Origin of the sequence: Aeromonas sp. FDAARGOS 1419, assembly GCF_019047045.1 — a bacterium.
GTDB classification, from domain to species: Bacteria; Pseudomonadota; Gammaproteobacteria; order Enterobacterales; family Aeromonadaceae; genus Aeromonas; species Aeromonas veronii.
Window position 1 is genome coordinate 2,413,524 of the sequence record NZ_CP077209.1, and the last position, 12,975, is coordinate 2,426,498.

The 12,975-nt window shown below is 60.3% G+C and carries 9 protein-coding genes; 5 read left to right on the top strand and 4 right to left on the bottom strand.

The genetic code is table 11. The features are described from left to right. The first annotated feature begins 71 nt into the window (after positions 1–71). From I6L49_RS10690 to I6L49_RS10700, 3 genes are read left to right on the top strand one after another with little or no spacing between them, the layout of a single operon-like run. A complete protein-coding gene (locus I6L49_RS10690; RefSeq protein WP_216949519.1) occupies positions 72–992 on the top strand; it encodes a MoxR family ATPase in 921 nt (306 codons plus the stop codon). After that, entirely contained in the window at positions 992–1,987 is a 996-nt protein-coding gene (locus tag I6L49_RS10695) for a DUF58 domain-containing protein (RefSeq protein ID WP_216949520.1), read from the top strand. The genes I6L49_RS10690 and I6L49_RS10695 overlap by 1 nt, the downstream gene beginning before the upstream one ends. Beyond that, positions 1,974–3,989: a DUF3488 and transglutaminase-like domain-containing protein gene (locus tag I6L49_RS10700; RefSeq protein ID WP_216949521.1), complete on the top strand. Its 2,016-nt coding sequence runs from the start codon at positions 1,974–1,976 to the stop codon at positions 3,987–3,989. Before I6L49_RS10695 ends, I6L49_RS10700 begins: the two co-directional genes overlap by 14 nt. Before the next feature lie 62 nt (positions 3,990–4,051). Here the strand turns inward: I6L49_RS10700 and I6L49_RS10705 are convergent, their stop codons facing one another. Then, a complete protein-coding gene (locus tag I6L49_RS10705) occupies positions 4,052–5,482 on the bottom strand; it encodes a sodium:alanine symporter family protein (protein ID WP_013724018.1) in 1,431 nt (476 codons plus the stop codon). Positions 5,483–6,183: 701 nt separating this feature from the next. Here I6L49_RS10705 and tal point away from each other — a divergent pair. Together tal and I6L49_RS10715 are read left to right on the top strand one after the other, a co-directional pair. Continuing rightward, positions 6,184–7,134 (top strand): transaldolase, encoded by a 951-nt coding sequence (tal, locus tag I6L49_RS10710; protein ID WP_216949522.1) that lies wholly within the window; start codon positions 6,184–6,186, stop codon positions 7,132–7,134. Between the two features lie 160 nt (positions 7,135–7,294). Then, positions 7,295–7,477, top strand: coding sequence for a DUF3545 family protein (locus tag I6L49_RS10715; RefSeq protein ID WP_005338547.1), 183 nt, complete (start codon positions 7,295–7,297; stop codon positions 7,475–7,477). A gap of 314 nt (positions 7,478–7,791) precedes the next feature. Here the strand turns inward: I6L49_RS10715 and accA are convergent, their stop codons facing one another. From accA to rnhB, 3 genes are read right to left on the bottom strand one after another with little or no spacing between them, the layout of a single operon-like run. Then, a complete protein-coding gene (gene accA, locus I6L49_RS10720) occupies positions 7,792–8,742 on the bottom strand; it encodes an acetyl-CoA carboxylase carboxyl transferase subunit alpha (RefSeq protein WP_005338549.1) in 951 nt (316 codons plus the stop codon). A 15-nt stretch (positions 8,743–8,757) separates the two neighbouring features. Next, complete coding sequence (dnaE, locus tag I6L49_RS10725) at positions 8,758–12,237, bottom strand: DNA polymerase III subunit alpha (protein WP_064338543.1); 3,480 nt, start codon at positions 12,235–12,237, stop codon at positions 8,758–8,760. Between the two features lie 38 nt (positions 12,238–12,275). Continuing rightward, complete coding sequence (gene rnhB, locus I6L49_RS10730; protein ID WP_216949523.1) at positions 12,276–12,866, bottom strand: ribonuclease HII; 591 nt, start codon at positions 12,864–12,866, stop codon at positions 12,276–12,278. Positions 12,867–12,975 lie beyond the last annotated feature (109 nt).

The following is a 12,975-nucleotide window of genomic DNA, read 5'->3' on the forward strand; positions in this document are numbered from 1 at the left end:
CGACTGGCGTATAAGCTGTAGGAGCCAAAACAGAGAAGCAAGATACGGACAAGCCGAAAGCGGGAGGAATAGTGAAATCACAGGAACAGATCACGGCGGTGCTGACGGCGCTGGAACAGGTGATTCTGGGTAAACCGCTGCAGCTCAAGGTTGCACTGGTCACCCTGCTGGCGAGCGGTCATCTGCTGATCGAGGATCTGCCCGGCATGGGCAAAACCACCCTGGCCCACGCGCTGGCGCAGGTGCTGGGGCTGGCATGCAGGCGGATGCAGTTCACCGCCGATCTGCTACCCGCCGATTTGCTAGGCCTGCAGATCTTTGATCCCCGCCAGCAGCACTTCACCTTTCACCCCGGCCCCATCTTCACCCAGGTGCTGCTGGCGGACGAGATCAACCGTGCCAGCCCCAAGGTGCAGAGCGCACTGCTGGAGGCGATGGCCGAGGGCAAGGTGAGCATCGAGGGCCACACGCACCCACTCCCCGATCCGTTTTTCGTCATCGCCACCCAGAATCCGGCGGATCAGGCGGGCACCTATCCGCTGCCGGAATCCCAGCTCGACCGCTTCGCCGTGCGACTCTCGCTGGGTTTTCCGCCGCGAGAAGCGGAGCGCCAGCTACTGAGGGGCCACCAGCCGAGCGGCCCATTGCCCGCCATGCTGGATGCCGCCGAGCTGGCTGCCCTGCAAGCGGAAGGTGATGCTATCCATGTTTCCGATGCCACCCTCGATTACCTGCTGGCGCTGGTGCACCAGAGCCGCTTTGATGGGGATCTGCCACAGTCCCTCTCCCCCCGGGCAGCCCAGACCTTGCTGGCGGTGAGCCGTGCTTGGGCGCTGGTGGCGGGGCGGCGCTTTGTCACGGTGGAGGATGTGCAGGCAGTCTTCCCCTATGTGGCCGAGCATCGGCTGCGGGGCAGCTTTGGCGTACAGCACGGCGAAGCCTGTCCCCTGAGCCAGCGATTGCTGGCCAAGGTCGATCCGGACAATCCCTGATGAGCAAATTGCTAAACCGTTGGCAGCAGTGGCGAGCCCGCTGGCAGCGACGCTGGCTCGACCGCCGCATTCCCCCGGCCCGCCAGATCACGCTGGGTACCCGCAGCCTCTTTATCCTCCCCACCCGCATGGGGCTGCTCTATCTGCTGGTGCTGCTCGCCATCTATCTGCTAGGCACCAACTACCAGAACAATCTGGTACTGCTGGTGGCCTACTGCCTCGGCAGCCTGTTTATGGCAGCCATGTGGCTCACCCACCGCAACCTGCTGGGGCTGGAGCTGCTGGGTGGCCCGCTGGTGCTGGGGGAAGCGGGTAGCCAGCTTCCTATCCGTATCTTGGTGCAGAGCCCGCGCCCGGTACAGGCACTCAGCTTTAGCCTCAACGAAGGGACCCTCTGGCTGGCACAGGCCGACGCTGTGTCCAGCACAGTTATCCTGCCGGTATCGGGCTCTCGCCGCGGGCCACTGCCCCTTGGTCGATTGCGGGTCGAGAGCCGCTACCCCCTCGGTCTGTTTCGCTGCTGGTCCCTGCTGGACTTGCAGCTGGAGGGCTGGCTTTCCCCCAAACCGGCATTCGGGGCGCTAAGAGGGGAACATGCGACCGAAAGCGAGGGGAATCAGGGCCAGCCCGCTCCGGCCACTCTCGGTGACTTTGATACCCTGCGGACATATCAGGCCGGTGAACCACTGAGCCGGGTCGCCTGGAAACAACTTGCCCAGGGGCGCGGCCTGCTGACCAAGCAGTTCAATGAACCTCAGCAGGATGACACTCGCCTCACCTTGCAGCGGGTCGCGGGCGGGGATCTGGAGCTGCGGCTGGCGGTGCTGGCCTGGTGGTGCGCCGATTACGGCAAGCGGGGCATCCCCTTTACCCTGACGCTGGCAAACCAGACGCTGGGGCCCGATAGCGGTGCCGCCTTTGTGCAGCGCTGCCTGCTGGCACTGGCCCAATTCGATGCAACACCACCGAAGAGCACGCCAGATGCTGCTCGATAACCGCCGCCTACTGCCACTCATCGCCCTGCAACAGCTGCTGCTGGTCACTGCGCTCTGGCCCCAGTTGCAACTCTGGGTAGTAACAGTGGGCGCCATCACCCTCGGCGTCCGGGCCATGATGCTGTGGCGCGGCTGGCCGCCCCTGCCTGCCCGCGGGTTGGCGCTGCTGGCCATCACAACCGTGGTGTTGCTGGGGTTGCAGTGGCGCACATTGGGCACCCTGCCCGCCCTGATCAATCTGCTCTGGCTCGGCTATAGCCTCAAGATGATCGAGGTACGGTGCGAGCGGGATATCGAGCAGGTGCTGCTGCTCGCCTTCTTCCTCATCGCGCTGGCGTTGGTACAGCGACAGAGCATCGGCTGGACGGCCGGGATGGCAGTGACACTTTGGCTGGCAGTGACCGCGCTGGTGGCCGCCGTCGCTCCCGAGCAGAAACAGCCTTGGCGCAGTGCGGGGGGTACCCTGCTGCTGGCGCTTCCCCTGCTCATCACTCTGTTTCTGCTGCTGCCGAGGCTCCCGCCCCTCTGGCAGATGCCCACCACCAGCCGCGCCCTGTCGGGCCTCTCGGAAGAGCTGGCCCCCGGCGATATCAGCGAACTGGTCAACTCCTCGGAACTGGCGTTTCGGGTCACCTTTGCCGATGGTCCGCCCCCTGTCCGCGAGCGCTACTTTCCGGTGATGCGCCAAGAAGTTTTCGATGGTCAGCGCTGGCTGCTGAGACCCGAGGTCAAAGCGTGGCAGCAGACAGTGCCGGTGCAGACCGGGCTGACCCTTCTGGCATCCTCTTCTCAGGCCAGTACTCAACTGGCAGATAACCCGTTACCCGCCGGGAGCTACGAGGTGATCGCCGAGCCCCAGCGCCACCGCTGGGCCTTCGCCCTGAGTGATCCCCGTCTACTGGCGGGCCCGGTGCTGCTTACCCCTCTCGACACCCTCTATCGTCAGGGAAGCGGCGAGGTGGCGATCCGCTATCGCATTGGCCGCGGCGAAGTGCAGCCCGAGGACGACAACCAAGCCGCCCAGCGCAACCTGCAGCTGCCAGCCGAGGGCAACCCGAGAGCGCGAGCTCACGGCCAAGGGCTGGCTGTGCGCTATCCAGAACGCGCTGCGCTGGTCGCCGCCCTGCTCGCGCAGTTTCGCAGCCAATCCTATTACTACAGTCTGACCCCGCCACGACTTGGCCGTGACGGGGTGGATGAGTTCCTGTTCGATACCAAGCGCGGCTTTTGCGGCCACTACGCCATGGCGACCGCTTTCGTGCTGCGCGCCGCCGGTATTCCGGCACGGCTGGTCACCGGTTATCTCGGCGGCGAGTGGAATCCCAGAGGCAACTATCTGGCGGTACACCAGTTCGATGCTCACGCCTGGGTGGAGTATCTCGATGAAGGAGGAACATGGCGGCGAATCGACCCCACAGCGGCAGTGGCACCGGAGCGCATTGAAGGCGGCGTGAGGGAGGCGCTAAGCGACGAGTTTACCGCCGCCGACCCGCTTGCTTTGCAGCGTTATCGCAACTGGGCTCTGCTCAATCAGCTGCGCTGGTGGGGCAACAATATCGACTACCAGTGGAGTCGCTGGGTGATTGGTTACGATGCGGGTCAGCTCTGGCAACAAATCGGCCTGCGCTGGCCCGCACTGGCGGGGCACACTCCCTGGTTGATCCTCGCCAGCCTGATGCTGGTCGCCCTGCTGGTGAGCCTGCCCCTGCTGTTGCCCGCCCGCCTGCCGCCAGAGCGGCGCATCTGGCAGCCCCTGATCAAACGGGGTAAACGCAGCGGCTACCCACCAGAGCCCGCCGAGAGCATGGGGGCATGGTGCGAGCGGCTGGCACGGCTGCGTCCCGACCTTGCCCACCCCTTGTTGCAGGCGGCCTGGCTCTATCGCCGCTGGCGTTATGCCCCCCTCAGCGAACGGCAACAAGGGCGCTGCTGGCGCCAGTTGCGACGGCGTGTCAGACAGCTCGCCCAGCGCTGGGATCAACAGCCAACGAGTGCGCGATAAAAGAAGGGGGAGCCACCGGCTCCCCCTTCAGGTTTTAATCAAGAGGTTTGACTCACCGCTTGTTATTTTTTGGTCGGATTGTCCCAGATCCCCTCTTCCAGCTGGGAGCGGATCTCGGGGTATTTGTTGGCATCGAAGGTGGGCACCTTGCCCAGCCGGAGCTGGTCGTTGTAATCCTTGGCCAGCTTGATGGCAACGCTGGAGAGCAGCAGGATCGCCACCAGGTTGACGATAGCCATCAGTCCCATGGAGACATCCGCCATCGCCCACACAATCGGCAACTCACCCACGGCACCGAACATCACCATCCCCAGCACGAACACCCGGAACAGCATCAGGCCACCCTTGTGGTTGTGCTCGAGGAACACCAGATTGGTCTCGGCATAGGAGTAGTTCGCCACGATAGAGGTGAAGGCGAAGAAGAAGATGGCCGCCGCAATGAAGATGTTGCCACCGCTGCCAATCTGGGAGGAGAGCGCCCGCTGGGTCAGCTCGACACCGGTCACGCCGGAGCCCGGCTCAAACTGACCGGACATCAGGATGATGGCGGCGGTACAGCTGCAGATGACGATGGTGTCCATAAAGACCCCCAGCATCTGCACATAACCCTGAGAGGCCGGGTGCGGCGGATAGGGAGTGGCAGTCGCCGCAGCGTTGGGCGCAGAGCCCATCCCCGCCTCGTTGGAGAAGAGACCGCGTTTGATACCGTTGATCATCGCCTGAGAGATGGCATAACCGAGCGCACCTGAGCCTGCCTGCTCAATCCCGAAGGCGGACTTGATGATCAGCATGAAGACATGAGGCAACTCGGTGATGTTCATCGCCACGATCACCAGCGCCAGCAAGATGTAGGCCAGCGCCATAAAGGGCACCACCAGCTCGGCAAAACGGGCAATGCCACGAATGCCGCCGAAGATAATCAGGCCGGAGAGCGCCACCAGCGCCAGACCGCTGACCCAGTCAGGAATGCCAAACGCCACCTTCATCGCCAGACTGATGGAGTTGGCCTGCACCGCGTTGAACACCAGACCAAATGCCAGGATCAGGCAGAGCGAGAAGACCACCCCCATCCAGCGCATGCCAAGGCCTTTCTCCATGTAGTAGGCCGGGCCACCACGGTAGTTGCCATCCTCATCCTTGACCTTGTAGAGCTGGGCCAGGGTGCTTTCGACGAAGGCGGTCGCCATACCGATAAAGGCAATCAGCCACATCCAGAAGATGGCGCCGGGGCCACCCAGATAGATGGCGACAGCCACACCGGCCAGGTTGCCGGTGCCGACACGGGCGGCAAGGCTGGTACAGAGGGCCTGGAAAGAGGAGATGCCCGCGTTGTCCGATTTACGACTGTTTTTCAGCACGGAAAACATGTGGCCAAAGTGACGGATCTGGATAAAACCCAGGCGGAAGGTGAAAAAGATACCGACCCCGATGAGCAGGTAGATGAGCACGGCTCCCCACATCAGGTCGTTTAGCATCGCAATCAAGGTGTCCATAATTCTCTCGTTGTTATTCACATCCATGGTCAGTCTGCGCTGACCGTTTTCTGTCTGTCGTTTAATTAGCGTTTCGCTAAAGGGGCGGAATCTAGCACAGCGGGAGAGCCCGGAATAGTGATCCCGGTCACGCGAGACACAAAAAACGAACGGTAAAAGCCCATAAAGCTCCATTTAAATCGCAAACTTTCAACAAACTCAATAATTCAATCAGACAGGCCTCCATTAAGCCCCATAAGAGAACCATTTTGATATATCCCCGATGAGCTATCCGAAAACGCAAACGCTTGCATGAAATGGCTTTCAAACGGCGATATTTCGCCAAACGTTTTCGCTGTAATTAAATTTCAAGTACGTAGCGAGATAATTTATGTGATCGACGACACAAATATGGATATTGGCTAAAAAAGTTCAGCTGAAAGCAAACCGGAGCGAGGTCGGGAGGAAATGTAAAAAACCTTACTAATCATATAGTTTCAAGCCATAAAACGGGATAACTCAACAGCCTGAATGTTTAACAACCAAGCGCCCCTATTGCAGGATGCAACACATCAGTATTAATTAGGCAGGCAATGACGATGGGCCGCCCCCATCGCGCTTTTCTGAGCCTGAGGCACCAAGATCCTGTAATTTTATTTCAGAACCACCGTCTCAAGCCCGCAACCCAGGGATTACTCCCTCATTAAGAGATGATATTCGCTATGGCCGATAAATTAACCCAGCTGAAAGCCCTGACCACTGTTGTTGCCGACACCGGTGATATCGAAGCCATCAAACGCTATCAGCCCATCGATGCCACCACCAACCCCTCTCTGGTTTTGAAGGCCTCCGAGATCCCCGAGTACGCTCCGCTGATCGAAGACGCCATCAAGTGGGCCAAAGCCCAGAGCCAGGACAAGGCACAGCAAATCATCGACGCGGGCGACAAGCTGGCCGTCAACATCGGTCTGGAAGTGCTGAAGATCGTTCCGGGCCGTATCTCTACCGAAGTGGATGCCCGTCTCTCCTTCGATACCGAAGCCAGCATCGCCAAGGCCCGCAAACTGATGCGTCTCTACAACGAAGCCGGCATCAGCAACGACCGCATTCTGATCAAGCTGGCCTCCACCTGGGAAGGGATCCGTGCCGCCGAGGTTCTGGAGAAAGAGGGTATCCAGTGCAACCTGACCCTGCTGTTCTCCTTCGCCCAGGCCCGTGCCTGTGCCGAAGCCGGTGCCTTCCTGATCTCCCCGTTCGTGGGTCGCATCCTCGACTGGTACAAGGCCAAAAATGGCCGTGATTACACCGCCAGCGAAGATCCGGGCGTGGTCTCCGTCACCTCCATCTACAACTACTACAAGCAGCACGACTACCCGACCGTCGTGATGGGCGCCAGCTTCCGTAACACCGGCGAGATCCTGGAACTGGCCGGTTGCGACCGCCTGACCATCGGCCCGGCCCTGCTGGAAGAGCTGAGCAAGACCGAAGGCGCCGTGGTACGCAAACTGGACTACACCGGTGAGCGCAAGGCCAAACCGACCCCGATGACCGAAGCCGAATTCCGCTGGGAACTGAACCAGGATGCCATGGCTCACGAGAAGCTGGGCGAAGGCATCCGCATGTTCGCCATCGACCAGGGCAAGCTGGAAACCATGCTGGCAAGCCGTCTGTAATCAGTTCTTTTTTCTGATAAAAACCGGGCCCCTACCAAGGGGCCCGGTTTTTTTTCATGGGCTTTTTTAGCGCTGTCATAGAGTCGTCACGAAAACGTTTTAATTTCAGATTCGTTATGTTATACGGGTGGTGAAAACGATAAAAACCAAGGAGGGAGCCATGGAAATGTTCAACTTCGATTATGACGAGGTGGTTGAACTCGGTTCGCGTAGCCGCGGGACAACGGGAAAAAAACGTAAATGGCGTGAAATCGAGGCGTTGAAAGACAAACATCGCCTGCAGAAGGAGCTGCAATCCATCGATATCGCCTATGAAGGTCTTACAGACGAGATTGAACTGTAATACCGCCAGACACCTGTAAAAGCGCTCCGCATAGTCGGGGCGCTTTTTTATGCCGCAATAGGATGATCACGTGGCTTGTCATGCCATCGCTAGCGATGCCGCAGGATGCAGCGGGCAGGCGACAGACAACGCGTTGCCACAGTCCCTGACAGCCCTCACCAACAGCGTGGCATACCAACCCTGCCCCTCACCCGCGAAGAGTGAGCGGCGCCGTTTCAGGGCGCGTTGGGGCACTCACCTGAATGACAGATCAACCGCAATAAAAAGCCCCCGTCGATGACGGGGGCCTGAATACTCGGGGGTGACGGCTGCGCTTAGCAGTAACCGTAGCCCAGCAGACGCTGGTAGCGCTGCTCCAGCAGTTGCTCGGTATCGAGCGGACGCAAGGCGTCCAGATCCTGCTTGATGCGAGCCTTGAGGTTTTTGGCCATCTTCTCCACATCGCGGTGGGCACCGCCGAGGGGCTCGTCGATCACGTGGTCGATCAGCTTGAGCTCTTTCAGACGCTGGGCAGTGATCCCCATCGCTTCGGCAGCCACAGAAGCCTTGTCTGCGCTCTTCCACAGGATGGAGGCACACCCTTCCGGCGAGATGACGGAGTAGGTGGAGTACTGCAGCATGTTGACGCGGTCACCCACGCCAATGGCCAGCGCACCACCGGAGCCACCCTCACCGATCACGGTGCAGACCACCGGCACGGTCAGACCGGCCATCACTTTCAGGTTGCGGGCAATCGCCTCGGACTGGCCACGCTCTTCGGCACCGACGCCAGGGTAAGCGCCCGGGGTGTCGATAAAGGTGATGATCGGCATCTTGAAGCGCTCGGCCATCTCCATCAGACGCAGGGCCTTGCGGTACCCTTCCGGACGCGGCATGCCGAAGTTACGCTTGATCTTCTCTTTGGTCTCACGACCCTTCTGGTGACCAATCACCATCACCGGCTCACCGTCGAGACGAGCGATGCCGCCGACGATAGCCTTGTCATCGGCATAGGCGCGATCGCCAGCCAACTCGTCGAAATCGGTGAAGATATGCTCGATATAGTCAAAGGTGTAGGGGCGCTGGGGATGACGCGCCATCTGGGATACCTGCCAGGCACCCAGATCACCGAAGATCTTCTTGGTCAGCTCTTCGTTTTTCTTCTCCAGCCGGCGGATCTCGTCTTTCAGATCCACGGCGTGATTGCCTTCACTCACATGTTTGAGTTCATCAATCTGCGCCTGCAACTCGGCAATCGGCTGTTCAAAATCCAGAAAAAGACTCATAGGGCCTTAGAACCTCTAATCAAAAACCAATTCAACCCGCTCTCGTCCAAGCAGGACTCGCAAGTCATCTATCAGTTGATCGGTGGGCGTCACCCGCCACTCGGTACCGAGCGTCAATCGCACCCGGGAGCCGGGGCGACGATAGTTTACCTGAACCGGACAGACTCCGGCACGGGCGGGCTCCAAAATCTCGCACAAACGCGGGAAAAAGCGATCATCAATCCGCTGTTCATCGAGGGAGATGCGGATTGCTCTGGCAAAACGCTCCCTCGCATCGTTGATATCCAGTAATTCTCGAGCCGACATTTTAAGGCCACCGGAGAAGTCATCAAAGCTGACCTGTCCAGAAACCACCAAAATGCGGTCTTTTTGCATCAATTCTTCATATTTTTCCAGCGCTTCACTGAACAGGGTCACATCGAGGCGACCGGAACGGTCGTCCAGGGTGAAGATCCCCATCTTGTTGCCACGCTTGGTCACCATGCTGCGGGCCGCAATCACCAGCCCCGCCGCCGTGGTTACGGTATCGCGGGAGGTGGGATGCAGATCGCACAGGCGACCCGAGGTATAACGACGCAATTCGCTGCTGTACTGGTTGATGGGGTGGCCGGTGAGATAGAGCCCGAGGGTCTCGCGCTCCCCTTCCAACCACACCTTGTCAGGCCAGTGCGGCACGTTGGCAAACGCCTTCTTGACGTCGTCAATCTCTTCGGTGAGCACGCCGAACATGTCGACCTGCCCCACCGCCTGCGCCTTGGCGTGCTGCTCGGCGGCACGCATCGCCTCCTCCAGGGTCGCCATCAGGGCGGCGCGGTGCGGGCCGAGCCGATCCATGGCGCCGGAGAGGATGAGCTTCTCCATCACCCGCTTGTTGAGCTTCTTGATGTCGACCCGGTTACAGAAGTCGAACAGATCTCGGAACGGGCCGTCCTGATCCCGGGCGCTCAAGATCGCATCGATGGGGCCTTCACCGACCCCTTTCACCGCCCCGATCCCGTAGACGATATGGCCATCTTCGTTGACCGAGAAGCGATAGCGACCGGTGTTCACATCCGGCGGGATCACGGTGAGCCCCATCCGCTGGCACTCATCCACCAGGGTCACGATCTTGTCGGTGTTGTCCATATCGGCGGTCATCACCGCCGCCATGAACTCGGCCGGGAAGTGGGTCTTGAGCCAGAGGGTCTGGTAGGAGACCAGCGCATAGGCGGCGGAGTGGGATTTGTTGAAGCCGTAGCCGGCAAACTTCTCCACCAGATCGAAGATCTTCATCGCCAGTTCGCCATCGACGCCATTCTTGACGGCGCCCTCCTCGAAACCGGCCCGCTGCTTGGCCATCTCCTCGGGCTTTTTCTTACCCATCGCCCGGCGCAGCATGTCCGCGCCACCCAGCGTGTAGCCCGCCAGGGTCTGGGCGATCTGCATCACCTGCTCCTGATAGAGGATGATGCCGTAAGTCGGTTCCAGAATCGGTTTCAGGCTCTCGTGCTGCCACTTTTCGTCCGGATAGGAGATCGCTTCATTACCGTGCTTGCGGTCGATGAAGTTATCCACCATGCCTGACTGGAGCGGGCCCGGTCGGAACAGGGCCACCAGTGCGATCATATCTTCGAAGCAGTCGGGGCGCAGCCGCTTGATGAGATCCTTCATGCCGCGGGATTCCAGCTGGAATACCGCCGTGGTCTCGTAGCGCTGCAGCAGGTCGAACGACTTCTTGTCATCGATGGGGATGGCGGCGATGTCCACCGGCGGCTTGCCCTCTTTGGCAAGACGCGGGTTTATCATGCCGAGCGCCCAGTCGATGATGGTGAGGGTCCGCAGACCCAGGAAGTCGAACTTCACCAGCCCGGCGTACTCCACGTCGTTCTTGTCGAACTGGGTGACCGGGTGATGGCCTTCGTCATCGCAGTAGAGCGGCGCAAAGTCGGTGATCTTGGTGGGTGCGATCACCACGCCACCGGCGTGTTTACCGGCGTTGCGCACCACCCCTTCCAGGCGGCGAGCCATGTCGATGAGGTCTTTGACCTCCTCATCCTGTTCGTAGAGCTCGGGCAGCTTGGGCTCAGCCTCGAATGCCTTGGCAAGCGTCATGCCCGGATCCGGCGGGATCAGCTTGGAGATACGATCGACAAAACCGTAGGCGTGGCCCAGCACCCGGCCCACATCCCGCACCACCGCCTTGGCCGCCATGCTGCCGAAGGTGATGATCTGGGAGACCGCCTCCCGACCATACATATCTGAAACGTGCTCGATCACTTCATCGCGCCTGTCCATGCAGAAGTCGACGTCGAAGTCGGGCATGGATACCCGCTCGGGGTTGAGGAAACGTTCGAACAGCAGGTCAAATTCCAGCGGGTCGAGGTCAGTGATCTTGAGGGCGTAGGCCACCAGAGAGCCCGCACCCGAGCCCCGGCCCGGGCCAACGGGGATGCCGTTGTCCTTGGACCACTGGATAAACTCCATCACGATGAGGAAGTAACCCGGGAAGCCCATCTGGTTGATCACTTTCAGCTCAACATCGAGACGCTCGTCATACTCGGGACGACGCTCGGCCCGCACCGCCGGATCCGGGAACAGGAACTCGAGACGCTCCTCCAGACCCTCTTTCGATTTGGCCACCAGAAAATCTTCGGTGGTCATGTCACCGGTCGGGAAGTTGGGCAGGAAGTACTCGCCAAGACGCACCGTCACGTTGCAGCGCTTGGCGATCTCCACTGTGTTTTCCAGCGCTTCGGGGATATCGGCAAACAGCTCCGCCATCTCCTCCTGACTGCGCAGGTACTGCTGGGGGCTGTAGCGACGGGGACGGCGTTTGTCCATCAGGGTATAGCCATCGTGGATGGCAACCCGGATCTCGTGGGCATCGAAGTCATCGGCGTTAAGGAACACCACCTCGTTGGTGGCGACCACCGGCAGCTCGAACTCGGTAGCGATGGCCACCGCCATGTGCAGATAGACCTCTTCGTCGGGTCGACCGGTGCGCAGCAGTTCGAGATAGTAGGCATCGGGGAAGTGAGTCTGATAGAAGGCGACACACTGCTCGGTCATCTGCCGGTTGCCCTTGAGCAGGAATTTGCCCACATCCCCCTCGCGGCCACCGGAGAGGACGATCACCCCCTTGGCATGCTCGGCGAGCCAGCTCTTGTCGATAACCGGACGACCCTGCACGTGGCCGCGCTGGTAACCGCGGGAAATAAGCAGGGTGATGTTCTGGTAGCCGTCGTTATCCATGGCGAGCAGGGTGAGACGGAACTGCTCGTCGCCGAGCTCATCGCTCTGCACCCAGAAGTCGGCACCGACGATGGGTTTGATCCCCTTGCCGTGGGCTGCGCCATAGAAGCGCACCAGACCACACATGTTCATCTGATCGGTCAGCGCCAGCGCCGGCATGTTGTTGGCCGCAGCCGCCCCGACGATGGGGTTGATCTTCTGCAGGCCATCGACCATGGAGAAGTCGGAGTGGACTCGCAGGTGGATAAAACGGGGGTCAGCCATCGTCATCTCCTCTCGCTGCTCAAACTAAATGACATGGTCTACTCGATCCCCAGTGCGCGGCGCACCGGTTTGAAGCTCTTGCGATATTCTGGCAACGGGCCACGCTCGGCCAGAATGGCGAGGTGCTCCGCAGTCGGATAACCCTTGTGACGGGCAAAACCATATTCGGGATGACGGCTGTCCAGCTCGGTCATCTCGCCGTCGCGGGTCACCTTGGCGAGGATAGAGGCGGCGCTGATGGCGGCCACCAGGCTATCGCCCTTGACCACGGCACGCGCCTCCATCGGCAAACTTGGGCAGCGGTTGCCATCGATAAAGACCAGCTCGGGGGTGACCTTCAACCCCGCCACGGCTCGCTGCATCGCCAGCATGGTGGCATGCAGGATGTTGAGCTCGTCGATCTCCTCCGGAGTGGCGCGACCAATGGCCCAGGCGAGCGCTTTCTCTTTGATCTCGTCAAACAGGGCGAGGCGCTTCTTCTCGGAGAGCTTCTTGGAGTCGTTGAGCCCCGCGATCGGATTGGCGGGATCGAGAATGACCGCAGCGGTGACCACGTCACCCACCAAGGGGCCACGGCCCACTTCGTCCACACCGGCAACCAGCTTGTCGTCAGGAATATCGATCATCATCTTGTAGCCTTGAATCAAAACAGGCCCCGTGGGGCCTGACAGGGGTCGACTGGCGCGGCATCACCGCTCGGAAAACGGATTAACGGGCTGCGCGGCGCAATCGACGGTC